At 65.4% G+C, this 24278-nt stretch carries 23 protein-coding genes and 1 pseudogene; 4 read left to right on the top strand and 20 right to left on the bottom strand.

Going from position 1 to position 24278, the window contains the following annotated elements; all coding sequences use genetic code 11:
* From H8B02_RS28105 to H8B02_RS28090, 4 genes are all read right to left on the bottom strand, one after another.
* Nucleotides 1-793, bottom strand: a 793-nt coding sequence (locus tag H8B02_RS28105) for a hypothetical protein (protein ID WP_229169216.1), incomplete at its 3' end; no start/stop codon positions are given.
* A gap of 153 nt (nucleotides 794-946) precedes the next feature.
* The gene (locus H8B02_RS28100) at nucleotides 947-1150 is read right to left on the bottom strand and encodes a hypothetical protein (RefSeq protein ID WP_092114848.1); all 204 of its coding nucleotides are present in this window, start codon (nucleotides 1148-1150) and stop codon (nucleotides 947-949) included.
* 216 nt (nucleotides 1151-1366) lie between these two features.
* A complete protein-coding gene (locus tag H8B02_RS28095) occupies nucleotides 1367-1735 on the bottom strand; it encodes a YidB family protein (protein WP_176530795.1) in 369 nt (122 codons plus the stop codon).
* A 117-nt stretch (nucleotides 1736-1852) separates the two neighbouring features.
* A complete protein-coding gene (locus H8B02_RS28090) occupies nucleotides 1853-2506 on the bottom strand; it encodes a glutathione S-transferase family protein (RefSeq protein ID WP_229169215.1) in 654 nt (217 codons plus the stop codon).
* Between the two features lie 120 nt (nucleotides 2507-2626).
* Here H8B02_RS28090 and H8B02_RS28085 point away from each other — a divergent pair, with 120 nt between their 5' ends.
* A complete protein-coding gene (locus H8B02_RS28085) occupies nucleotides 2627-3304 on the top strand; it encodes a DUF599 domain-containing protein (protein WP_229169214.1) in 678 nt (225 codons plus the stop codon).
* Nucleotides 3305-3317: 13 nt separating this feature from the next.
* Here the strand turns inward: H8B02_RS28085 and tolA are convergent, their stop codons facing one another.
* The 5 genes from tolA to H8B02_RS28060 all read right to left on the bottom strand — a co-directional run bounded on the left by tolA (nucleotide 3318) and on the right by H8B02_RS28060 (nucleotide 9438).
* Nucleotides 3318-4238: a cell envelope integrity protein TolA gene (gene tolA, locus H8B02_RS28080; protein ID WP_229169213.1), complete on the bottom strand. Its 921-nt coding sequence runs from the start codon at nucleotides 4236-4238 to the stop codon at nucleotides 3318-3320.
* A 195-nt stretch (nucleotides 4239-4433) separates the two neighbouring features.
* The gene (locus H8B02_RS28075; RefSeq protein ID WP_229169212.1) at nucleotides 4434-5219 is read right to left on the bottom strand and encodes an aldo/keto reductase; all 786 of its coding nucleotides are present in this window, start codon (nucleotides 5217-5219) and stop codon (nucleotides 4434-4436) included.
* Nucleotides 5220-5291: 72 nt separating this feature from the next.
* Nucleotides 5292-6611, bottom strand: coding sequence for a cytochrome-c peroxidase (locus H8B02_RS28070; RefSeq protein WP_229169211.1), 1320 nt, complete (start codon nucleotides 6609-6611; stop codon nucleotides 5292-5294).
* Nucleotides 6612-6647: 36 nt separating this feature from the next.
* A complete protein-coding gene (locus H8B02_RS28065) occupies nucleotides 6648-8351 on the bottom strand; it encodes a phospholipase C (protein ID WP_229169210.1) in 1704 nt (567 codons plus the stop codon).
* A gap of 181 nt (nucleotides 8352-8532) precedes the next feature.
* A complete protein-coding gene (locus H8B02_RS28060) occupies nucleotides 8533-9438 on the bottom strand; it encodes an AraC family transcriptional regulator (RefSeq protein ID WP_229169209.1) in 906 nt (301 codons plus the stop codon).
* Between the two features lie 99 nt (nucleotides 9439-9537).
* Between H8B02_RS28060 and H8B02_RS28055 the strand changes: the two genes are divergently transcribed.
* Together H8B02_RS28055 and H8B02_RS28050 are read left to right on the top strand one after the other, a co-directional pair.
* Nucleotides 9538-10287 carry an SDR family oxidoreductase gene (locus tag H8B02_RS28055; protein WP_229169208.1) on the top strand — a complete coding sequence of 250 codons (750 nt, stop codon included), beginning with the start codon at nucleotides 9538-9540 and terminating at the stop codon, nucleotides 10285-10287.
* A 14-nt stretch (nucleotides 10288-10301) separates the two neighbouring features.
* A complete protein-coding gene (locus H8B02_RS28050) occupies nucleotides 10302-11060 on the top strand; it encodes an SDR family NAD(P)-dependent oxidoreductase (RefSeq protein ID WP_229169207.1) in 759 nt (252 codons plus the stop codon).
* Between the two features lie 27 nt (nucleotides 11061-11087).
* Here H8B02_RS28050 and H8B02_RS28045 read toward each other — a convergent pair whose 3' ends face one another.
* The 10 genes from H8B02_RS28045 to psrA form a co-directional block, all read right to left on the bottom strand.
* Complete coding sequence (locus tag H8B02_RS28045; protein WP_229169206.1) at nucleotides 11088-11972, bottom strand: alpha/beta fold hydrolase; 885 nt, start codon at nucleotides 11970-11972, stop codon at nucleotides 11088-11090.
* A gap of 45 nt (nucleotides 11973-12017) precedes the next feature.
* Complete coding sequence (gene hydA, locus H8B02_RS28040; RefSeq protein ID WP_229169205.1) at nucleotides 12018-13430, bottom strand: dihydropyrimidinase; 1413 nt, start codon at nucleotides 13428-13430, stop codon at nucleotides 12018-12020.
* Nucleotides 13430-14194 (bottom strand): aspartate/glutamate racemase family protein, encoded by a 765-nt coding sequence (locus H8B02_RS28035; RefSeq protein ID WP_229169204.1) that lies wholly within the window; start codon nucleotides 14192-14194, stop codon nucleotides 13430-13432. Before H8B02_RS28035 ends, hydA begins: the two co-directional genes overlap by 1 nt.
* Nucleotides 14191-14919, bottom strand: a complete 729-nt coding sequence (locus H8B02_RS28030) for a GntR family transcriptional regulator (RefSeq protein ID WP_312001285.1) — start codon at nucleotides 14917-14919, stop codon at nucleotides 14191-14193. The genes H8B02_RS28035 and H8B02_RS28030 overlap by 4 nt, the downstream gene beginning before the upstream one ends.
* A 74-nt stretch (nucleotides 14920-14993) precedes the next feature.
* Nucleotides 14994-15770 carry a maleate cis-trans isomerase family protein gene (locus tag H8B02_RS28025; protein WP_229169202.1) on the bottom strand — a complete coding sequence of 259 codons (777 nt, stop codon included), beginning with the start codon at nucleotides 15768-15770 and terminating at the stop codon, nucleotides 14994-14996.
* A gap of 53 nt (nucleotides 15771-15823) precedes the next feature.
* Nucleotides 15824-17128, bottom strand: coding sequence for an MFS transporter (locus H8B02_RS28020; protein WP_229169201.1), 1305 nt, complete (start codon nucleotides 17126-17128; stop codon nucleotides 15824-15826).
* A 442-nt stretch (nucleotides 17129-17570) separates the two neighbouring features.
* Nucleotides 17571-18887 carry an MFS transporter gene (locus H8B02_RS28015; protein WP_229169200.1) on the bottom strand — a complete coding sequence of 439 codons (1317 nt, stop codon included), beginning with the start codon at nucleotides 18885-18887 and terminating at the stop codon, nucleotides 17571-17573.
* 96 nt (nucleotides 18888-18983) lie between these two features.
* Nucleotides 18984-20432, bottom strand: coding sequence for a phosphonoacetaldehyde dehydrogenase (gene phnY, locus H8B02_RS28010; protein WP_229169199.1), 1449 nt, complete (start codon nucleotides 20430-20432; stop codon nucleotides 18984-18986).
* A 24-nt stretch (nucleotides 20433-20456) separates the two neighbouring features.
* Nucleotides 20457-21704, bottom strand: a complete 1248-nt coding sequence (phnA, locus tag H8B02_RS28005) for a phosphonoacetate hydrolase (protein ID WP_229169217.1) — start codon at nucleotides 21702-21704, stop codon at nucleotides 20457-20459.
* A 25-nt stretch (nucleotides 21705-21729) separates the two neighbouring features.
* Nucleotides 21730-22860 (bottom strand): iron-containing alcohol dehydrogenase PsrA, encoded by a 1131-nt coding sequence (psrA, locus tag H8B02_RS28000; protein WP_229169198.1) that lies wholly within the window; start codon nucleotides 22858-22860, stop codon nucleotides 21730-21732.
* Nucleotides 22861-22940: 80 nt separating this feature from the next.
* On the opposite strand from psrA, the gene H8B02_RS27995 reads away from it, so the two are divergent.
* The gene (locus H8B02_RS27995; protein WP_229169197.1) at nucleotides 22941-23849 is read left to right on the top strand and encodes a LysR substrate-binding domain-containing protein; all 909 of its coding nucleotides are present in this window, start codon (nucleotides 22941-22943) and stop codon (nucleotides 23847-23849) included.
* On the opposite strand, the pseudogene H8B02_RS27990 reads toward H8B02_RS27995, so the two are convergent.
* A pseudogene (locus tag H8B02_RS27990) lies at nucleotides 23818-24278 on the bottom strand (MFS transporter); the annotation flags it as partial. The gene H8B02_RS27995 and the pseudogene H8B02_RS27990 sit on opposite strands and share 32 nt — an antisense overlap.

Below are 24278 nucleotides of genomic sequence, written 5' to 3'. Positions count from 1 at the left end.
CCGCTGCGGCCGGTTTCGCCGGTTCGGGCGTCATGATGCTGACCGGCGGCGTCGACGATGCACTCGGAAACTCCGCATTGGTCGGCTTGCCGGTGGGCAACGACTGCGGCAGCGCGGCCACCAGGCCGCTGGCAGCCGAGGCCTGCGCGCCGCCCGGAGCGTTCCAGGACGCCGCGTAGCGCGTGACCAGATTCTCGTAGGTCCGCTCGTTCATGTTGTTGATGATCTGATGGTTGTCGCCCAGCGAGCGGAACGCCGGGCACGCGGTCGGCGTGCAGTGGTCTCGCGCCATCAGCGCGTAGGCCACCAGACCGTAGCGGTCGTGCTCGATGGCGCGGCGCAGCGCCTGCAACTCGGTGGTGGAATTGCGCTCCGCGGTTGCGAGGTCGCCGAGCGCGGTCAGGCGCGAGATCTGCGCCGCCGCATAGCTGACCGCCGCCGCGGCAGTATCGGACGAACCGAACAGCACCTTCTCGCAGGCATTGAGAACGGCATCTCCGGCGAGGTCGTCGACGCAGGCCAGCGCCGGCGCGGTCTGGCTGGTGAATTGCGCCGTCCGTGTGTCGGCGGGCGCCGCCTGCCCGCCCGGCCCGAAGCCGCGGATCGTGGCGGCGACCGCAACCGCGATCGACAGCAGCGTAATGACGGTCAGCGCGCCATTGGCGACGGACTTTTCCGCGCGAAGCAGCGTAACCAGAACGACGATCCCAAAGAAGCCCGCCGCGGCCAGCGTCAGCCACATCGGGAAGGTCGGTGAGCGCCAGATCTGATCCAGCGAGGAAGCCCAATTCATGCGCGATGTCCCTCAACACAGCGTAAGCACAGCCGGCTACGGCGAACGCCGCCATCCCGACGTCCAACCTTCAGCACAATGGGTCTGCGAACAGGGCCTTTTGACGGCGACGGCGCGGAACCCGCTCCAGCCACCGGCTTGCGCACAACGCGTTCAGGACAGCGCGAGCTGACTCTCCTTGGCCACCCGTTCGAAAGCTTCAGTCGAGCTCTTGATGCGATACTGGCAATCGTCACCGTCGGTCGGCAACAGGCGGATCACCTCATAGGTGCCGCTCGCAGCGGGGCGCGCCACGTTGCTGGCCGTGAAATAGACGATCTCGCCAATCGAGTACTTATGCTTCAACGCCCTCTCCATTTTCTTAGAGATTGCTGGCTGAGCTGACAGTCCCGATAGCTCAAGCCGGCATTTTGAGAACCCTGCGGCAACCTAGCACATCGCACCGCCCCAAATCCAGCAAGATTGGGGCATGGCGAAGGTGCGATTTTGCAGGTTTTTCAGGGCGATAGGCAGCAATTTACGTGCCAGCCGGAAATTGCCCGCCGACCTCGGCCGGAACCCGGTTCCACACCCTCAGGCGGTATGCGGCAACTTTCCGTTGGGGCTCGCGCCGTCGACCGCAGCCGGAAGTTGCTGGGCCAGCACCTTGGACAGCTGGTCGACCGGAATGTTGAACTTGGCGGCGAGTTGCTTGACGGTGTCGCTGCCCAGCACCTCCTGGAGCTGCTCGGCGGTGATCGGCAGGTTCTGGCCGGTGCCGATCCAGGATTTGACCTGTTCGCCGAGGCCGGCCTGCTCGAGCTTGGCCACGATCGCCGACAAGCCGCCCTGCCCGCCATTGCCCATCACCTGACCGAGCACGACGGGGATGACGGCCGCCCCGAGCTGGCCAAGCATGCCTTTCAGCTCCGGTGAATTCTCCAGGGAATCGAGAATGCCCATGGTCTAAGTCCTTTCACGACTTGCAAAACCGGTTTTTCGGATTCGACGCCTTCGGCCCTGCGGCGTCAAGCCGCGATCTTTGCCACAGCCTGTCACAATTCGGCAGCGCAGGACCGGTCAGGCATCCTCGAATCGCTCGATCCGCAGCGTCTCGGCCAGCCCGTCGCGAGTCCATTGCTGGAAGGCCGGAAGCTGCATCATGGCATCGACATAATGCTGCGCCTCGGCCTTCACCGGAATCGCGTAGGTGCGGAAGCGATGCACCACGGGCGCGTACATCGCGTCCGCCCCGGAGAATGCCCCGAACAGGAACGGGCCCTGCTTGCCGTAGCGCGCGTGGCAATCGGCCCAGATCTCCTCGATCCGCGCCACATTGGCCCGCGCATCGTCCGACAGCGCGACGGCGCGGATCGGCCGGTGCAGGTTCATGCCACATTCGCTGCGCAGCGGCACGAAGCCGGAGTGCATCTCCGCCGAGATCGCGCGGGCATGCGCGCGCGCGGCGCGATCCGACGGCCAGAGCTTCGCCTCGGGAAACCTCTCGGCGAGATATTCGATGATCGCCAGCGAATCCCACACCGTGACGTCGCCGTCGATCAGCGTCGGCACCTTGCCGGCCTTGCTGAAGCTGAGGATGCGGTCCTTGTCAGCCTGGTCGGTGTAGAGCGGAACGAAGATTTCCTCGAACGGGATGTCGTTGGCGCGCAGCGCCAGCCAGGGCCGCATCGACCATGACGAATAGTTCTTGTTGCCGATGACGAGCTTGAGCATGCCTGTGAATCCTGTTGCCACGTCAGTTTGCCATAGTGCATTGCACGCGTTCAACCTGTACATGACGCGGGATGCAGCGCTGCGCGGACCCGCCACCGCGCATTGACGAAGGAAGGCACCATGACCGGCTATTGGGTCGACATCCTGGCCGTCGGCTTCTTCGCGCTGGAATGGCTGGTCTACGCCATCACGCTGGAGCACACCGCCTACGGACGCGACAGCCTGTCGGCGCGGATGCATGTCTATCGCGAGATCTGGGTACGCAATCTGCTCAACCGGGATGCGCGGATGGTCGACATGCAGATCATGGCCAGCTTGCAGAACGGCACCGCGTTCTTTGCCTCCACCAGCCTGATCGCGATCGGCGGCGCGCTGGCGCTGCTGCGCGCGACCAGTGACGCGCTCGCGGTGCTCGGTGCGCTGCCGGTCAACCTGACGCCCTCGCCCGCGCTGTGGGAGATCAAGTGCATCGGGTTGATCCTGATCTTCATCTACACCTTCTTCAAGTTCGCCTGGGCCTATCGCCTGTTCAACTATGTTGCGATCCTGTTCGGTGCGATGCCGCCGGCCGGCCAGCGCGATACGCCGGAGGCCGAGGCCCATGTGATCCGCACCACGCGGCTGTTCGAAACCGCGGGCCGGCACTTCAACCGTGGCCAGCGCGCGTTCTTCTTCGCGCTCGCCTATCTCGGCTGGTTCGTCAGCCCCTGGGTGCTGTTCGCCACGACCGCCGCGGTCGTCATCGTGATCTGGCGCCGGCAGTTCGCCTCGAACGCCTGGCAGGCGATGGGAAGCTGAGACTTGCCTCCGCTTACGACGCGAAATCGCGCGGGGTGAAATCGAGGTCGAGCACCTTCCATTCGCCGTAGCGATCCCGCGGCAGCATCGCGTAAGGCTGGCAGGCCTGCAGCGCCTCGGTCGCGCTCTTGAGCAGCAGCGGCCCCTTTTCCGATGCGGTGGCTTCGATCAGCAACGGCGCCGCGCCGAGCTTGCCGTCGGGCTTCATGAACACCCTGAGCTTGATCCTGACGTCATCGCCGGTGCTCAGCGTCGCCGGGAGTTTCATGCAGCTCTTCAGATGACGGCGGAACTCGGCGACCACGCTGGAGCCGACGTCGGCCTGCTCCGTGGCCGCGGCGTCAAAATTGTCCTTGCCGGGACCGGGGCCGTGCGGCGCTTCCGCCGGCGGCTTGATCGGGATGTCGGGCGGCAAACCGAGCATGACATTGTATTTGACGGACAGGTCCGGCTCGGGCTGCACATAGGCGGGTGGCGACGGGGTCGCTGCTTGCTGCGCCATTGGCTGGGGCATCGGCGGCGTCTGCGGTGCCGGCGTCTGCGGTGCCGGCGGCTCGACCGCAGCATGCTGCGGAGCCGGGCTGGGCTTGGGCTCGGGCGGAGTCGCCTGCTTCTGCGGCGGTTGCTGCTGGGCCTGTTGCGGCTGAGGTGCCGGGGCTTGCGCCGGTGGTTCGGACTTGGCGGTGTCGACCGGCTTGTCGAGCGACGGCAACTGCAGCTCGGGCGTCGGCGACGGGCTCGGCACCGGATCGGGCTTGGTCTCGGTCTGGACCTCGCTCCTGGCAACCTCCTGCGGCGTCACGATCTCGACCGGCACCGTGTCAGCGGCGACCGGATCGAACTGATGCACCTCCGAATACAGGAAAATCAGCGCGAGCAGCATCAGGTGCACGAACACCGATGCCATCAGATCCGCGTTTGGCCGAAACTTCATCCCACTCGATCACATCAGTGTCGTCTCCCCGCCGGTCACAATACCGGGTGGAACCCGCCTGCCTCAATCCCCATTCGGCGCAAAACCGCAAGTCCGCCAGCGCGCAATAGCATGATCCGGACCGCTGCCCAGCCATTTTCCGCGCGGCGATTCACAGGCAAGGACCCAACGCGCCACGGGCGTTCAGATGGGCCGTCAGCGCGCGGCCGCGCTCCCGATGGCCGAAATCTCGCGCATGTCCTCATCCGACAACTCGAAGTCGAAGATGTCCAGATTTTCCTGGAGCCGCTCGAGCTTCGAGGTGCGCGGGATCGCGGAGACATTCTGCTGCACCAGCCAGCGCAGGCAGACCTGGGCAGCCGTCTTGCGATAACGGTCGCCGATCCGCGCCAGCGCGCGGTCGCCCTTGACGCGTCCCTTCGCGATCGGGCTGTAGGCGACGAACGCCATGCCCTGGCGCGTGCACGCCTCGATCACGTCGGCCTGGCCGAGATAAGGATGGTACTCGACCTGATCGCAGGCGAGCGGCTCGGGGCACGCCGCCACCGCCTCCTCGATCAGCGCCACGTTGAAGTTCGAGACCCCGATATGCCGCGCCAGTCCCGCCTGCTTGACCCGCGCCAGCGCGCCGACCGTCTCGGCAAGCGGCACGTGCGGATGCGGCCAGTGCAGCAGCAACAGATCGACCTCGGTCAGACGCAACCGTGCCAGGCTCTCTTTGGCCGAACGTTCGAGATCCTTCGCCATGAAATGTGTGGTCCAGATCTTGGTGGTCAGGAACACATCGTCGCGCTTGATGCCGGAGGCGCGCAGCCCCTCGCCGACCTCGCGCTCATTGTCATAAATCTGGGCGGTGTCGATGTGCCGGTAACCGAGCCGCAGCGCCTGCTCGACGATGCGGGCGCAGGTCCGCCCACGCAGCTCCCACGTGCCGAGCCCGATCGCGGGAATTCTGGCGCCGTTGCCTTCGACCACATTCATGCGCCCATTATGCGCGCATGACGAGGACCTGCCAACTCACGCATGGGTTCCGCGATGAGCCGTCGCGACCGCTCACCGCTCCGGCTGGTAACCGTCGGTCAACGTCTTCAGGAAGGCGATGATGTCGGCTTCGTCCTGCGCGGTCATCGCAGGCGTGTCGCCGAGATGACGCTCGAACGGCGGATCGGCGACGTCGACATTGCCGTGATGCTTTTCCGGCAGATCGTCGTATTTCCGCACCGTACCGTCGGCCGCACGCGGGTAGACCTTCTCCGGATTGGTATCGCGGAAGTTATAGAAATCGAGCACCTGCTCGAGGCTCGTGAAGACGCCGTTGTGAAAGAACACGCGGCGGGTTGCGGTGTTGCGCAAGGTCGGTGTCAGAAACATCCCGCAATATTGCGTCTGCTCGGCAATGTCGGTGCGATACGGGCCGCAGACCCCGAGATCGAAATAGTTGGGATCGCGGTTGCTGGCGAGCGCGGCGTTGCGTGGCGCGCCGAGCGCCTCATACTGGTGATCGGTGAACAGCGGCGGCAGGCCGTCGCGGGTCGGCGACGACGTATGGCAGCCGGCGCAATTGGCCTTGTCCGGATCGTTGAACAATTGCAGGCCGCGCAACTCGCTCTCGCTTAGCCGCGCCCTGCCTTCCAGCCAGTAGTCGAATTTGCTGCTGTAGGGATGGAAGCTCGGCTCCTCGACCTGATAGCGCGCGACCGCGAACATCGCTTCCGCGACCAGCAGCCGCGTGTTGTCGAAGACCTGAGCGCCGAACAGCTCGGCAAGGCGCGGCGCATAGCTTGCCTGGCGCAGCTTCTGCGCCACCACCTCGATGCTGCCGCCGTCCATCTCATTGGGATCGAGCAGCGGGAAGATCGCCTGGTCCTGCAGCGTATCGGCGCGGCCGTCCCAGAACAGCCCACCCTGCGGCACGATGTTGACCGCCGACGCCGCGGTCCCGGTCGCGACCTTTTTCGCACGCGCAGCCTGCTGACCTGCCGCAGCCAGTTGCGCGAAGTCGACGAGATTGTCGTCCTCGTCCTTCTCGGGTCCGATGCTGAAATTCGGCTGGCGTTCCAGATAGGTCAGGCCGGGAACGGCGCGCGTTCCCTGCCGCGATTGTGCGGGGCCGCCGAACATGACCGCCGCATCGTTGGGCGGTCCGTAGGCGTGGTCCGGACTGTGACAGGAGGCGCACGACAATGCGCCCGACGACGACAGCGACGCGTCGAAGAAGATCTTCTGGCCGAGCTGCGCCATGCCGGACAGCGGGGCGACCGGCGGACGCCTGAGCTGCACCGGGTTCGGATTTGTCCCCGGAAGTCCTTGGGTCTCGACTGCCGCAACGGCGCCGGCCATGCAGAGCAGGCCGGCGCCGAGAAGCCACAACATGCGGCCGTTCATATGACGTCCAGTGATCCCAGAGCGTTAGTGATGGTGATGATCGTCAGACGGGCTGACGATGACCGTGCCGGCCGTCGGATCGAGGAACAGCTTGTTCTGCCGATCGTCGCCGTCGTGATCGTGATCGTGTCCATGATCGAAGTCGAACATGTCCGTGATCGATTCGACGCTGGCGTCGAACGAGCCGCCGCCGAGACGCTGGCCGTGCAGCCAGTTGTCTTCGATGAAGCGCACGACCGACGCCTGCGAGATGCGGGTGTGGCTGACGAAGTTCTTCTTGGCGTAAGGCGAGATCACAATGAACGGGGTCCGCGTGCCGGGACCGCAGCGGCCGTTCACCGGCTGACCGTTCAGGCCATTCGGCTGCGTCTGCTTGCCGATGCCGCGGCCGCACTGGCCGGGACCGTTGACCTGGTCTGCGGTCGGATCATACGAGGCGCTGATCGGCGCCGTGTACTGGTGGTCGTACCAGCCGTCGGAGTCGTCATAGGTGATGATGACCGCGGTGTCGCGCCACTCCGGCTGCTTCTGCAGGAAGTTGATCAGCTCGACATTGCCGGCCTGCTCATCGAGCGGATCGGAGTTGCCGGGATGACCGTCCTGATAGGCCGGCATCTTGATGTAGGAGACCGCCGGGAGGTTGCCGGCCTTCACCGAAGCGTAGAAGTCCTCGAGATCGTAGGCATGATTGGCCGGATCGAGCGTCTTGCCGCCGGGAACGTAGCTGTGGCCCACAGCGTTCACCGAGCTCGGCCGCGCATGGGTCGGGTTGGCGGTCGACTTGTAGTACTGGAACCAGGCGTGGTGCGGGATGTAGTCGACGATGGTGCCGTTGACGTTGCTCGAGAAGGTGCTGCGGGCGCAGTTGGTGGTGCCGTTGCTGTTCTTGAGCGTCAGGTCGAAGCCGCCCATGAAGCTGCCCCAGCTGATGTGCTCGGCGTTGAGCAGGTCGCCGATGTTCTTGCTGGTCATCAGGACCTGGCTGGTCGTGCTCGAGCACGCGTCGTAGGCAGGGTCGGTATCACCGATCAGCGTCAGGCCGCCCTGGCCGTCGGCGATCGACGATGACGTGCCGACGATGTTCTGCGCACCATTGGTCTGGCCGGAGACCACCTCGAGCGCGCCGGGCGTCGACGGACCGAAGGTGTCGGTCCAGTTGTTGTCGCTCATCGCGAAGTTCTGTGCGTAGTTCCAGAACGCGGTGACGGTGTTGCCGTCGAAATAACCCATCACCTGCCCGTTGGTGCCGAAGGCGCCGACGCCGCCGGCAGTGCCGCGACCGGTGAACTTCGGAAACAGGTCTTCCTTGCCGTTGTCGACCGCCTGCTGCTCGGGCGTATAGGCGTGATTCTGCGAGCGCGTGTTGGCCTGGGTGCGATCGAGCCGGAACGGATTGGTCGCGCCCGTGCCGTTGGCCGCATTGGTGTTCGGGTTGTTGGTCAGCAGATTGGCGTTGGCGAGGTTGTTGACCTTCGGCGTATGCGGCTTGGCCGTGAACGGAATCGAGCCGGTCGGATTGGCCGCATTCGGGTAGGTTGCGAAATAGTGATCGAACGAGCGGTTCTCGTTGAAGATCACGACGAGATGCTTGATCGGCGTTGCCGTGTGAATGTCGTGCGGATGACGATGATCGTGATCTCTATCATCGTCGTGAGCGGCGGCGCTGCACACAACTGCAGCAGCAGCGACCAGACAGACTCCGACCGTTGAAAGGAATTTCGCCTTCACTTCTTGCCCCACTTTTTAAGGATTTATGACGTCGACATGCGACAAGTTATCCATCGCCGATGACAGCCCTGTGTAAGTTTCATCACAGCGATTCATCATCGCGCGTCCGATTCACGCGTCGGTTGCAGCGCTTGCGAAGGATGTTGGATTGATCTCTATCTCGATGACGCCGGCACGCGCGTCACGGCGCAATCTGCTCCCGCGCATATTGCGTCGGCGACAATCCGACATGGCGGGTGAACGCGACGCTGAACGCGCTTGCTGAGCCGTAGCCGACGCGTTCGGCGATTTCGGCGATGCCGCTTTCATTCTGCCGGAGCATGTTCTTGGCCATCGCCATGCGCCAGGCCAGCAGATACTCCATCGGCGCGACGCCGACAGCGCGGCTGAACCGGTCGAAGAATGCCGAACGCGACAGCGCCGCCTCCTTCGCCAGTTGCGCGACCGTCCACGCCCGCGTCGGGCTCTCATGCATCCGGCGGATCGCAACAGCGAGACGCTCGTCGGCGAGCCCGCGCACGAGACCCGGCGACGCCGCGGTACCCGCCGTCGAGCGCAACGCTTCGATCAGGAGAACCTCGAGCAGACGGGCCAGGATCACATCGCGCGCCGGGCGTCGTTCACGGAATTCGTCACGGACGAACTGCATCAGGGTGGCGAGCCGCGGTTCGCCGCGCACATGCACCAGTTGGGGAAGCAGCGACACCAGCAGGCTCGCGTCCGCCGAGCCGAAGCTGCAATGGCCGATCAGCATCCGCAGATCGGTTGGACCGTCCTGGTCTCCGATCCTGAACTCTCCGGTGGCGAGCGCGACGGGACGTGTTTCGGCGGTCGGCTCGGAAAACCGCGCGAGGCTCGACATCGCGACGTCATACGCCGCGGGGACCAGAATGAAGTCGCCCGCCCCCAGCTCGATCGCCTCGCGATCGTCGACCTCAAGCCAGCACCCGCCCTCGAGGACCACACAATAAAACGGCTGTCCGGCATCGGAGCGGCGGACATGCCACGCTCCGGCGCCGACCACGGCCTTCGAGAACCGGGCGCTTGGCTGCAGCAGCGTGACGACCTCCGCAAGCGGGTCGATCATGTCCGGACTCCTGCAAATGACTCTTGGACTTTCAAACATAGAGAGTCCGACCACTGATACCTATCGTCTGTGCCAGTCAAATCACTTCCAAGAGCCCCCATGAACACCATCTTGATCACCGGATGCCCGTCCGGCTTCGGACTTGAAACCGCGAAATACTTTCTCGACCGCGACTGGAAGGTCATCGCGACGATGCGCACGCCGCGCGAGGATGTGCTGCCGCGTTCGGCGCATCTGCGCGTGCTCGCGCTCGACGTCACCGATCCCGACAGTATCCATCGCGCTGTCGAGGCCGCGGGACCGATCGATGCCCTCGTCAACAATGCGGGCTTCGGCGCAGCGTCGCCATTCGAAGCCACGCCGATGGCGACGATCCGCGAGCTGTTCGAGACCAACACATTCGGCACGATGGCTCTCACGCAGGCAGTGCTGCCGCAGTTCAGGCAACGCAGGGCCGGCGTTGTTGTCAACGTCACCTCGAGCGTGACGTTGAGATCGATCCCTTTGATCGCGTCCTACGCCGCGACCAAGGCGGCGGTGAACGCATTCACCGAATCGATGGCACTGGAGCTCGCGCAGTTCGGCGTGCGCGCGCGCCTGGTGCTGCCCGGCCGTTCGCCGGAGACCCGCTTCGGCGATACTGCGCGCGCCCACGCGCAGGGCCTCGACCACGCGGCCTATGCCGAGCTCGTGCAGAGCGTCTTCGCTGGGTTCGGCGAACCGGGGCCGGTCACCACGGCCGAGGACGTCGCCGAAGCGGTGTGGCGCGCGGTGACCGATCCGTCGAGCCCGATGCGGATCCCCGCCGGTGCCGACGCCGTGATTTGGGCCGAGTCGAGCCGAAGCTAGGACAAGAGGTCAACATGCAAGACAAGCGCATCGCCCTGGTCACCGGGGCCAATCAGGGAATCGGCCTTCAGATCGCAAAGGACCTCGCTTCACACGGGCTCACGGTGCTGGTCGGGTCGCGCGACCTCGCGCGCGGCGTGGCCGCGGCCGGCGAGATCGGCGCGGACGCCCACCCGCTCCAGCTTGACGTCACCGATCAGGCCTCGATCGCCGCCGCCGCCGAGCGCATCGGCAAGGAATTTGGCCGCCTCGACATCCTGATCCAGAACGCCGCGATCTCGAATACGCGAAAGCGGCCGGACCAGTCCGTCGAGGATTACGCGGCGACCACCCGTCCGAGCAACGTATCGCTCGATGAAATGCGCGCGGTCTGGGAGACCAACGTGTTCGGCGTCCTTGCCGTCTATCAGGCGATGCTGCCGCTGCTGCGCAAGGCACCGGGCGGGCGCATCGTCAACGTGTCGAGCGGCGCCGGCTCGCTGACCCGCAACGCGGACCCTGCCAATCCGCACCGTCCGATCTTCGGCCCGGTCTACCCCGCGTCCAAGACCGCGCTCAACGCAATCACGCTCGCGATGGCGATCGAGCTTGAGGCAGAGGGGATCAAGGTCAATGCCGTGTCCCCCGGCTTCACCCGAACGAACCTGAACGGCTATGCAGGCACCGAGACCGTCGCGGAAGGCGCCCGCGAGGCGGTGCGCGTTGCCCTGCTCGGCCCGGAGAGCCCCACAGGCACATTCACACACGCAACGCTCGGGACGATTCCCTGGTAGCCGCGTGGCGGCAGTCGAGGATGCCGTCTAACCCTTCATCCCGGTGATCGAGGCGCTCACTGCCCTGGCATCGCGCTGTGGCCAGCGACCGCTTTCGACCTGCGCCAGGAAATCGCCGACGATCCGGTTGTATTCGTCGGGCTCCTCGATGTTGATGGCATGGCCGCAGTTGGGCATGACGGCGAGCGCGGCCGACGGGATGCTCTGCTTCATCAAAATGCCCGGCAGCAGGCACGGCCAATCCTCGTCACCGGTGATGATCAGCGTCGGCACCGTGATGCGCTTCATCTCGTCGACCAGTGTGTAGAGCGAGGGACGCTCCTTCTGCACGCCCTGCTGGGTGTTGGCCGATCCCACCGCCGAGTGCTCGGCGAGCATGGCCTTGAACTCGGCGTGGCCGCGCGGATCCTTGTTCTCGTACTGCACGCGCGTCGGGCCATAGGCGTAACGCTCGGCGAAGGCCGGCATGCCCTCCTTGCGGATCATGCCGGCGATCACGTCGGCCTCGGCGCGAAACGTCTCGCGCTTGTCGAGCTCGGCGCCATAGCCGCAGCCGCCGATGCACAGCGACAGCGCGCGCGCGGGATGACGCAATCCGAAATGCAAGGTCGCGAAGCCGCCCATCGAGAGGCCGATGATATGCGCCTTCGGCGCGCCGATGTGATCGAGCACCGCCAGGATATCGTCGGCGGCGCGCGCCTGCGAATAGGACGCGACCTGCTCGGGCACGTCAGACGGCGGAAAGCCGCGCGCATTGTAGGCGACGGTGCGGAAACGCTTGCCGAAATGCCGCATCTGCGGCTCGTAGCTGCGCAGGTCGCCGGCGAATTCATGGACCAGGATCACCGGATGGCCGGATCCGGTCTCCTCGAAATAGAGCCGCACGCCGTCATCTGTCGTCGCGTAGGGCATGGTGGTCTCCTGCCTTCTTGTTTCGCGGGTTACTTCCGTCGCGTGTTACGGGATGGTCGCTCCCGCCGGAGGTTTGGCGCGCGGCAAATATGTGCCGTGGTCCTTGCTGCCGACAAGGGTGCCGTCGTCGACGACCACTTTGCCGCGCACCATGGTCAGCACCGGCCAGCCGGTGACCTCGAGCCCCTCATAGGGCGTGTAGTCCGAGCCGTCATGGATCAGTTGGTGGCGGATCGTCACCTTGCGCTTGGGATCCCACAGCGCGATGTCGGCATCCGAGCCGACGGCGATCGTGCCCTTGCGCGGATAGAGGCCGTAGATCTTGGCGTGATTGGTGGCGCTGAAGGCGACGAAGCTGTTGAGGTCGATGCGCCCCTTCACCACGCCCTCGGAGAACAGGATCGGCAGCCGCGTCGCCACCCCCGGGATGCCGTTCGGCACCCAGCGGAAGCTGGTACGCCCCTTGGGCGCGAGCTTTCCTTGCGGGTCGTCGTAGCGGAACGGACAATGGTCCGACGAGAACACCGAGAATACCTTCTGCTGCAAGCCCTCCCAGCACGCCTGCTGGCTGGCGACGTCGCGCGGTGGCGGCGAGCAGACGTATTTCGCGCCTTCCATGTTGAGCTGATCGAGGTCGTTCTCGGTCAGCATCAGATATTGCGGGCAGGTTTCGCCCATCACCCGCAAGCCCCGCTGCTGCGCGCGCCGGATCTCGTCCATCGCTTCGCGATTCGAGACATGCACGATCATGATCGGCACGTCGACGAGCTCGGACAGCGAGATCGCGCGGTGCGTCGCCTCGCGCTCGACCGGGATCGGCCGGGAGGTCGCGTGGAAGCGCGGCGCGGTGTTGCCGGCGCGTTCCAGCCGATCGGTCAGGAAGCGGATGGCGTCGAAGTTTTCCGCATGCACCATCAGCATCGCGCCAGTCTCACGCGCGACCGACATGGTCTCGAGCAATTCGCGATCCGACAGCGCCAGCCCTTCATAGGTCATGAAGACCTTGAGCGAGGTGTAGCCGTCCTCGACCAGCGCCGGCAGCTCCTGGCCCAGCACGTGCTCGGTCGGATCGGTGACGATCAGATGGAAGGCGACGTCGACATGGCATTCGCCGTCGGCCAGCGAATGGTAGTGCTTGAGCGCCTCGCGCAACGTCTGGCCCTTCTCCTGCAGGCAGAACGGCAGCACGGTGGTGTTGCCGCCGAACGCCGCCGAGCGGGTGCCGCTGGCAAAGCCGTCGGCCATCACGATGCCGTCGCCCGATGGCTGGGCGAAATGGACATGGCTGTCGATGCCGCCGGGCAGCACGAGCCGGTCGGTGGCGTCGATGATCGTGGCCGCATCGCCGAGATCGCGGCCGAGCGCCGTGATCTTGCCGTCACGGATTCCGACATCGCAGGCGAAGGTGTCGGCAGCGGTGACGACGGTGCCGCCGCGGATGATGGTGTCGAAGGACATCAGTCTGTCCCCTCTTTTGGTGAGCGATGTTCGATGAAGGCAGCAAGCGGCTCGGCCAGCCCGAGCGTCGGTTTCGGATCGGGCCGCCGGAAGGTGCCGGCGACCGCCTTGCGCGGCTTGAGCACGGCAAGCGTCTCCGCCTGGCGCACGGCGGCCGCGACCGGATCGACCACCGGCACCGGAATGCGGTCGCGGACCTTTGCGGCAAGGCCTGCGAGCGGCGCGCCTGACAGAATGACGACGTCGGCGCCGTCCTGTTCGACCGCCCGGTTGGCGAGCGCGACCAGCAGCTCTTCCTTCTCGGCCTGCACGTCGGAGATCGACTGGAAGCTACCGTCGAGCGTGCGGATGCCGGCGCAGCGCGCGGCGAGCCCGTGCATGGCGACGCATTCCTCGTACCAGGGCGCCAGCGCGCCGGCGAAGGTCACGATGGAGAACCGCCGGCCGAGCATGCAGGCGGTGAGCATCGCGGCCTCGGCCAATCCCACCACCGGAAACGCGAACAGCTCGCGCGCGCCGAACAGTCCGGGATCGCCGAACGCGGCGATGATGGCGGCATCGATGCCCGGGCCGGCCTCGGCCAGCATCTCCAGCGCGATCGCACCGCCGATCTGCGCCTCGGCGCGGGTCGCGATATAAGGCACGCCGCGCGCGGCGGTCGCGGGCACGAGCTCGGTGCCGGCTGAAGCCACCTTGCTGCCGGCGGCATGGAGCAGATCGGTCACTGCCGCCGTCGTGTTGGGATTGAGCAGCAGGATCTTCATGGCGCAACGTTCCTCGTCTTGCGGCCGCGCGGCTTTGCGGGAGTGTCCGGCGCCGCGGCGTCATCCGCCTCGTTGTTCAGTGCCTTGCCATCCAGCGTCTCGGCGACGATCTCGCCGGTGCGGCGCACGTGGTGGGCCAGCATTTGCCCGGCACGGGCCGCATCGCGGCGCCTGAGCGCGGCCAGGATATCCTGGTGCTCGCGCACCGATTCATCCCAGCGCCCGAGCACCGAGAGCGCGAAGAAACGCGCCCGCTCGGCCCGCGCCAGCAGCGCCTCGTGCGTCGCCTTTAACACCGCGTTGCGCGCGAAGCCGACGATCGCCGAATGGATCTGCTGGTTGGCCTGGAAATAGTCGCGCAACTCGCCGCGGCCGTGATGCCACTCGATCTTGTCCTGCAGCGCATCGAGCCGCTCGAAGTCGGCATCCTCCATGCGCAGCGCGGCGAGTTCGGCGGCGCAGCGCTCGATGCCGCTGACCGCCTCGAACAATTCGGTCAGCTCGGCGCGGCGGAACGGCGCGACCACGGCACTGTGGTTGAGCCGCAGCTCGACCAGGCCTTCGTTTGCCAATTGCTTCAGCGCCTCGCGCAGCGGGGTGCGCGAAATGCCGAGCGCGTCGGACAGGTCCGCCTCCCCCAACGACTGTCCCGGTGCCAGCTCGCCGCGCACGATCATCGTGCGTAGCCGCGCCGCCGCCTGCTCGTGCAGTCCGACCCGCGGCACGCGCAGCCGGCGCCGTTGCAGCGCCGTGATCGCGCGCTTCGGTTCCTTGCCACGTCTGGTCGGCTTGGCTTCAGTCACCGCACGCCTTCGTCGTCATGATTGGGGATCGCGGTCGCTGCGCGCAGGTCGGGGTTGGTGAACAGGCTGCCCCAGCCGTGCACGCGCGACGGATCGCAGCCCACAGCTGTGAGACACGCCCACAGCGTCACCGCAATCGAGTCCAGCACCGGCACACCAAAACCGCGCTCCAGCCGTTCGGCGGCGCCCGCGCCGCGCATGTTGGTGCAGAGCACGACGGCAACATCGCAGCCCTCGCGCACCACCTCCTCGATCAGGTCCGCGACCTTGGCCTCGCTGACCTCGGCAAAAGAAAAATTGTCCTGCAGCGACAGATGCCGCTCGGCAAAACAATGCAGCCCCGCCGAATTCCAGTTGGCGATGATCCTGTCCTGCACATCCCTGCGATACGGCGTCACCAGCCCGATGCGCCTGGCGCCGATCCGCCGCAGCAGGTCGCGATAGGCCAGCACCGTGGTGCAGGCCTTGATCCCGGTCGCCGCGGTGATCTGCTCGCACAGGCTCTCGTCGCGATCGAAGCCGAGCCAGCTTGCCGAGGTGCCGTTCCAGGCGATCACGTCGACCTTGGCATGCGCCAGCAACTCTGCCGCGCGAAGAATCTCGCTGGCGTCGAACTGGCGCAGCGCCTGCTCCGACAGCGCGATCTCCGTCACCTTGAAGCGCGAGAAATGCGCCGAGACGTCGTCGACGCCTGATAGCATCGCGCAGGTGATCGGCTCGAGTGCGGTATTCGACGACGGCGTCAGCATGCCGAGCCGGACGGGAGGTGTCATTCGCTTGCCTCATCAACCGGCCGAACCCCTGGCAGGATTCGGCCGTCTTCGTTTCAGACCGGGAGCTTGCGGCTGTAATCGATCAGGGTCGAGCAGATCAACAGCGCAATGCCCGCGGCGGCGAAATACATCAGGGCGAGGAAGTAAGAGCCGGTGGCCTGCACGATGAAGCCGACGATCAGGGGTGTCGTGATGCCGGCGATGTTGCCGCCGAGATTCATGCAGCCGCCGAGGAAGCCGGACTTGCCGCGGCCCGCCAGCGCCGACGGGATCGCCCAGTACATGCCGCACCATCGCAGGAAGAACAGCGTCGTCGACAGCAGCACCACGACCACGACCGCGTTGGTGACATAGGCGACGAGGAAGATCGACACGGTCGCCATGATCGCCGCGATGCCGAACAGGGTACGGAACACCGTGTTGGGCGCCCCGCCCCGCGCGCGCCAGCCATCGCCGATCCAGCCGCCGACCAGTTCGCCGACGAAGCCCGCGAAGAAGATGATGAAGGATGCGCCGCCGAGCGCCTTGATGTCGAAGCCGTGCACCTTGAACAGATAGGTCGGCATCCAGGTCAACAGGCCATAGAACGTGGTGTTGAAGAACATCCAGCCCAGGCACATGCACCAGACCGAACGGAAGCGGAAATAGGCCATCCCGCTTGCGCCCGACGACGGCGGCGTCGCCGCGTCCTCGATCGCATGCGCCTCCTCGAGATAGCGCGCCTCGGCTTCATTGACCGACGGATGCTCGCGCGGCGCGTTGCGGATGTAGTACCAGGCCCACAGTCCGCACAGCATGGTGCCGACGCCCGCGAGGACGAATGCGACGCGCCAGGAGCTGAACGCCGCCATCAGCCAGGCGATCACGATCGAGCCCAGCGCAGCGCCGAGCGGCGCGCCGCCGTCCAGCAAGGTGGCGCCGCGGCCGCGTTCGGTCTGCGTCATCCAGATCGCGTTGAGCTTGCCGCCGGCCGGATAGATCGGCGCTTCCGACGCGCCGAGCCCGAGCCGGGTCAGAAGCAGCAGCATCCAGCTGGTGGACAGCGCCGCCAGCGCCTGGAAGAACCCCCAGAACAGCGTCGCGAGCGCGATCACGATGCGCGGCTTGAAGCGATCGGCGAGCATGCCGCCCGGCACCTGCATCAGCGCGTAGGTCCAGAAGAACGAACTCAGGATCAGGCCCTGCATCGCCGGATCGATGTCGAACTCCTTGGCGATGACGGGCATCGCGACCGACAGCGAGGCGCGATCGATATAGTTGATCGAGATCAGGAACAGCATCAGCAGGAAGATCTTCCAGCGCACGCCGGAAGGCTTCGCCGTATCTGCCATTGCGATGGTGGACACCTGATCGCTCATTGCTCGCTCCTCTGCCGGCAGATTGTTTTTTGCCCCGCGCGACCTTCGTCATTGAAGGTCATCGGCCCCTGCTGCCCCACGCAAAGTCTGCTTTAACCGGCGCGAGGCGACAAGCACATTTTGCATTCTGCATGCAACTTTCTATAATACATTGATATAACTATATATTTACATTCAAATGCATTGCGATTGAGCAGTTGTGATCGGAGATTGGGCGTCAGTTCGCCGGCTCGGCCAGACGATTTCAGCGAATTGGCGCCGCGTTTGGGCTCCAGCGCTCGCGCGCGGCGGCGTTCCGCCGACTGCGGGAACGCACGTAGCCCGCATGAGCGAAGCGACATGCGGGGACCACAGCAGCCCCGGATATCGCTTCGCTCATCCGGGCTACAAGATGCCCTGACGGCGGCGTCCCGGGCGGATGCCCAGGACGCATGTGGGTGAACTAGCGGCGGATGAAGGCTGCCACCACCGCGCTGGACGTCGCGCAGACCGCGACGACGAGGAACACCAGTGAGGTCTGGTTATGCTTGTCCATGAAGTGGCCGATGATCGGCTCACCGAGACCGGCGAACAGATAAGCGAAGGAATTCATCACCCCGGTTGCGGTCCCTGCCCGCTTGTGGCCGACCAGATCCGGGCACAGCGCCCAGAACGAGGATTGCGGGCCATAGGTGAAGAAGCCGCACAGGAACAGCACGGTCATGCCGAGATAGATCTCGGTGGTCGGGATCGCGTACATGCACAGCGCGGTGACCGCGGCGAGCACCATATAGAGCACGATGGCGAGGTAGCGGCGCGAGCCGAACACCTTGTCCGACACCCAACCGTTGCTGAATGCGCCGACCGCCATGCCGACCGGCAGCGCGATGCTGATCCAGCGTGGATCGATCGCCGAGGTGGCGCCGGCCTTGGCCCAGTTGCTGCCGAGGAAGTGAACGGGCACCCACACCAAAAGGCCGTAGCGCGCCGCGTTCTGGAAGCCGATCGAGACGCCGGCGACGAGCAGGCGCCAGTTCGACAGCACCGCTCTGTAGCGCGCGAGCGAGCCCTCATTGGCGTCGACCGCGGCTTCGCTTGCGGTGACGTCGTCGGCCTCGTCATGCGGCGAAGCAAAGCCCATGTCCTCGGGCTTCTCGCGCGCGATCAGATAGAACGCGATGCCGCCGAGCAGCAGCAGCACCACCGGAATGCGGAAGATCCAGCGCCAGTCGAGCTGGAAATAGCCGACCACGACCAGCGACGTGACGAACGACAGCACCGAGGCGAGACCGGCCGCAAAGGTGTAGAGCCCGTAGACCGTGCCGCGCTCGTGCCGGCCCCACCAGTTCGACAGCAGGCGGCTGCCCGGCGCCCAGCCCATCGACTGGAAATAACCGTTGATGCCCCAGAACGCGGTGAGGCTGACGATCCCTGTCGAAAGGCTGGTCGCCCAGTTCATGATGAAGGAGAGGATCGCACCCGCGCTCATCACGCGGCGGCCGCCGAACTTGTCGCCGAGATTGCCGTTGATGGCCTGCCCGACCGCGTAGCACCACAATAGCGCCGCGCTGGCCCAGCCCAGCGCCTCCTTGCTGACGCCGAACTCGGCCTGGATGCCGGGAATGGCGAAGCCGAAGGTTTGCCGCCCGGTGTAGAAGAACAGATAGCAGAACATCGCCGCGAACAGCATCCGCCACTGCGCGCGGCGGAACGATGTCGCAAGCTCCGGATTCTGGACTCCGACCGAGCCGATGCTCGACGGACTGAACGTGATCGACATTGCAGCCTCCCTGATGATTGTTTTGTTGTTCAGCCTCGGCCGCCGCGCTGTTGTTGTTGCGCGCGTGCGGCCCTCCCTTCGGATCGACGCGCGTCCCTAGACCGGCCAGGGCAGCGAATAGGTCTTGACGTTGGTGAAGCTCTTGATCGCCTCCTGCACGCCTTCCTTGTAGCCAAGGCCGGAGTCCTTGATGCCGCCGAACGGCGACATCTCGATCCGGTAGCCCGGCACTTCCCAGACGTTGACGGTGCCGACGTCGAGTTCGTTGACGAATCGCGTGATGTAGTCGAGCCGGTTGGTGCAGACGCCGGACGACAGGCCGAATGCGGTCGCGTTCGAAATCCGGATCACGCTCTCGATGTCGTTGGGCACGCGGATGATCGGGATGACAGGACCGAAGGTCTCCTGCATCACCAGCTCGCTGGTATAGGGAATCCGGTCGACCACCGTCGGCGGATACAGCGCGCCCTTGCGGTCGTTGCCGTGCAAGAGCTCGGCGCCGTCGGTAACCGCAGCGTTGACCCGGCGCTCGAATTCCTTCGCTGCGCCCTCATGGATCACGGTGCCGACATCGACCGTCGGGTCCATCGGATCGCCGCACTTCAGGGTGCGTGCCTTCTTCAACACAAGGGCCGCGAAGTCGTCGGCAACCGCCTCGACGCAGAGGATGCGCTTGACGGCCGAGCAGCGCTGGCCGGAATTCTTGGTCGCGCCGGTGACCGCGAGCTCGGCTGCCTTCTCGAGGTCGGCGTCCTCCATCACGATCAAGGGATCGTTGCCGCCGAGCTCGAGCACCAGGCGCTTGTAGCCGGCTCTGTCGGCGATGTGCTTGCCGACCCTGACCGAGCCGGTGAAGGTCACGAGATCGGCGTCGGGATCGGTGATCATCGCATCGCCCATCGAATGCGGATTGCCCGTGACCACCGACAGCATCTCCGGCGGCAGCCCCGCCTCGTACAGCACGTCGGCGAGCGCGAGCGCGGTCAGCGGCGTCATCTCGGTCGGCTTCAGCACCACGCGGTTGTTGGTGGCTATCGCCGGCGCGATCTTGTGGCTCACCATGTTGAGCGGATGGTTGAACGGCGTGATCGCCGAGATCGCGCCGAGCAACGGCGTCCGCGTCGTGAAGATCTTGCGCGCCTTGCCCTGCGGGCTGATGTCGCAGGAAAACGTCTCGCCGTCGTCCTTGATCGCGAGCTGCCCGGCAAAGGAATAGACGTCGTAGGCGCGGCCGGCCTCGTAGAGCGAGTCCTTCCAGCACAGCCCGGATTCGGCGGTGATCAGCCGCGCGAATTCCTCCTTGCGACCCGCCAGGATCTCCGCGGTGCGCAGCAGGATGCGCTGGCGCTCGTAACGCGTCAGCTTCGGCTTGAACGCCGCCGCTTTGGCAAAGGCGTTGCGCACATGCTCCGGGCGCGCCGCCGGCACGGTGCCGACCACCTTGTTGGTGTAGGGGTTGAAGACCTCGACGTGCTCGTCGGTGTCGACGAGGCTGCCTGCGATGCGCATCTGCTCATGGCGAACGGCCGGGCTCTGGATGTTCATGGTGGTATCCTTAAGGTCCGGATGTCACTGGATACGGTTGAGCGCGACGTCGAAGGCGTCGAAGTTGCGCAAGACGTGACCGGCCGGCAGCGCGATCTTGCGGTTGGCGATCAGCGGCACCCGCTCCTCGGTCAGCCCGCCATGCGAGCGCAGCGGCTCGGTCAGGCCGGACAGATCGTGACGAGATTCGCTGGTGCCGAGCACCTTGTGCCTGGTCGAGATCACGACGATGTCGCCGATCCGATCGGGCGGCAACTCGAACCGGGCGCAGGCATCCTTGCGCGGCAGCGCCACTTCGATGCCCTTGATGTCGCGTAGCCGCATCAGCAGCGTGTCGACGTCGGCGCCATCGGGCGTGTAGATCGTCGCGAACGAGCCGAGCGAGCCGTGATGGGCGACATAGGGATCGGTGATCGGCAGGATGACCCGCGCGGCGCCGGTACCCGTCCAGTCGTCCATGACGTCCTGGAGGTAGATCACGTCGGGCTTGCCGTCGGGCAGGAACTTGTCGTTCATGCCGTGATCTGCGGTCGCCACGATGTTGCAGCCGAGCGCATCGAGCTTGGCGAGATAGCCGTCGATCATCGCGTAGAAGTCGTTGGCGACCTTGGTGCCGAGCCCGACCTTGTGCTGGATGTAGTCGGTGGTCGACAGATACATCAGGTCCGGACGATAGCGCTCGACCAGCTTGACGCCGGCCGCGAACACGAAGCGCGACAGGTCCGCCGAATAGACCTCGGGCAGCGGCAGGCCGACGAAATCGAGCACATTGTCGATGCCGTTGGCGGCCCTGGTGGCCTGGTCGGCCTTCTCCGACGAGAACGCGATGGCGCGGCCGCTCGCATAGTCGAGCCCGTAGGCCAGCAAGGTGCGCAGCTTGTCCTTGGCGGTGACGGCGGCGACCTTGTAGCCGGCGTCATGGACGGCGGCCAGGATGGTCGGCGCGCGCAAAAACTTCGGATCGTTCATCATGACTTCGGCGTTGCTCGCCGTGTCATAGAAGTAATTGCCGGCAATGCCGTGCACCGCGGGCGGCCGTCCGGTGATGATCGAGAGGTTGTTCGGATTGGTGAAGCTCGGGATCACGCTCGCGGCATGCACATGCGCGCCCTCCTTCATGAAGCGCGCGAAGGTCGGCGCCACGCCGGCCTCGATCGCCTGCTCGATATAGCCGGGCTCCGAACCGTCGAGGCAGATCACGACTGTTGGCCGCGTCGGCGCGTCGTAATGGCGTCCGTTGACGGTGATGGTCTTGCGATTGTCTTGCATGATATCTCTCCGTGTCACTGCGCCGTCGTCACGCGCTCGCCGCGCTCGGCATCCGCAGCGTCTGCGATGCCTCGATCAGCCGTTCTTTCGACCCCAGGAAGTTGCGACCGCGCTCGCCCTCGAGCGAATCCGCGATCAGCGTGTGCCACTCGCTGCGCTCGATCCTGTAGGCGGCCGGATTGCAGGAGATGCCGAGCCGCGCCATGAAGTCCTCGAGATCGTCGGCGGCGCGCGCCAGGTCGGCGCCGAAGATCTGCCGGAGGCTGTCCTCGCAGAGCCCGCCCGCCCCTTTCACGCTGCGCAACACCATCGGCAGCGAGAACGAGCAGGCGATGCCGTGCTGCACGCCGTGCCGCAGCGTGATCGGATAGGACAGCGAATGCGCGATCGCGGTCTTGGTGTTGGAGAACGCAAGGCCAGCGAACAGCGCCGCCTGCGCCATCCGGCTGCGCAGCTCGAGATTGCCCAGATCATTGGCGAGCCTCGGCAGCACGTCGAGAACGCCACGCGCCGCCGCCACGGCATGGTTGGCCGATACCGGGTTGTTGTTGACGTTCCAGATGCTCTCCAGCGCGTGCGACAGCGCATCGAGCCCGGTGCTGATGGTCAGAAGCTGCGGCTTGCCGAGCATCAGGCGCGGATCGATCACGGCATGGGTCGGATAAAGCGACGGCCGTGCCAGCGAATATTTCTTGCCGTTGGCCTCGTCCCACACCGTGCCCCAGCACGTCACCTCGCTGCCGGTGCCTGCGGTGGTCGGCACCGCGATGATCGGAATGGCGGACAAGCGATCGGTGCCCTGCTGCGTTTCCAGATAGGTCTTGACGGTCGCGAAATCGCCGCCGGCAGCCGCGAACACCTTTGCGGAATCGATCACCGAGCCGCCACCGAGCGCGACGATCACTTCGGGCTGTTTGGCGAGCCCGGCAAAGCGCGCGGTCTGTTCGGTGAGCAGGCGGTAGTCCGGATTGGGGGCGACGTCGCGAATGGTCAGGACCGAAGGCCCCGCCGCATCGCGCAGCCGCCGCTCGAACTCGGCGAAGACCGGCTCGCCATAGGTCACGAGCGCATAGGCGCGCTTGCCGATCAGCGCCGGCAGCTTGTCGAAGCTGTCGGCCCCGAATTCGATCCTCACCGGGTTGGAATAACTCCAGTCCATTCGCGCGTCCTCCATTTGGCGCGAACGTACGGCGCCGCCTGCTATTGACAAATTCATTCTTCGGATGCGTTCTATTGATTATGTCAATAGTATTCAGCCAGCTTCGCGCCTTCCATGCAGTCGCCGCGCATGGCGGCTTCACCGCGGCGTCGCGCGTGCTCAACGTCGGGCAACCGACGCTGACCATTCAGGTCAAGGAGCTGGAGGAGACCTACGGCGTCGAGCTTCTGATCCGGAAGCCGCGGCACACCGAGCTCACCGAAGCCGGCGCCGCGCTGTTCGAGATCACCCGCGGCATCATGACATTCTGCGACGAGGCGCACGAATTGTTGGCCGCGCACGGCAAGGCGACCAAGGGCCATCTGCGGGTCGCGACCGTCGGGCCGTTTCACGCCACCGAGATCATTGCCGCGTTCAAGCGCGATCACCCCGAGGTGCAGATCTCGACCCTGCTCGGTAATTCCGAACGCACCCTCCGCCACATCGTCGACTTCGAAGCCGACGTCGCGATCCTGGCGGAGGTGCCGGAGGATCCGCGCGTCACCATGATCCCCTATCGCACGCACCGCGTGATCGTGTTCGTCAACCGCGACCATCCCTGGTTCAAGCGGAAATCGGTCAGGCTGCGCGAGCTCGCCGACCAGCCCATCGTGCTGCGCGAACGCGGCTCGACCACGCGGCGCGCCTTCGAGGCGACGATGCAGGCCGAGGGCATCAGGATCGAGCCGGTGTTCGAGATCGAAAGCCGCGAAGGCGTGTGGAAGGCGGTCGAGCGCGGGCTCGGCATCAGCGTCGTGGCCGACTTCGAATTCGTGCCGCACCCGAACCTGCGCGCACTCGAGATCAGCGACCGCACCATCAAGACCCAGTACAGCATCGCCCATCACAGCGGCCGCGGCCACTCCCCGATCATCAAGGCGTTCATCGATACGGTTCGGCGGATGAAGGGGCGTGACGCTACTGGGAGGGGGTCTTCGGTTCGGCCTTGAGTGCGAACAACGCCAGCAGCGCGGCCAGGCTGAGAGCCGACGTGACCGCGAACGTATAGCCGCCGAGCGGTGAGATCAGAAATCCGAATACCAGGGGCGCAATGGCTTGAGACAGCCGCGATGGCGTGCCGAGTAGCCCCAGCCGGTAGCCGTAATGCTTCGGGCCGAATATCGCCAGCGGCAGCGTGCCACGTGCGATCGTCAGGATGCCGTTTCCCGCGCCGTGCAGCAGCGCGAAGATCCCGGCAAAGCCACCGCCAAACAGGCCGATGACGCAGGCGCCCAAGGGGTGCGCGATGCAGGCCAATCGCGCCGACCAGAGTGGATGGAAGCGCTTCAGCAAGCTCGCTTCGACAATCCGCGCCGCCACCTGCGCCGGGCCGATCAATGCACCTGCCGCAATCGCCTGCGTTTGCGTCGCGCCCAACG

Origin of the sequence: Bradyrhizobium altum (assembly GCF_020889705.1) — a bacterium.
Lineage (GTDB): Bacteria > Pseudomonadota > Alphaproteobacteria > Rhizobiales > Xanthobacteraceae > Bradyrhizobium > Bradyrhizobium altum.
This window is presented reverse-complemented; position numbering and strand designations above follow the sequence as displayed.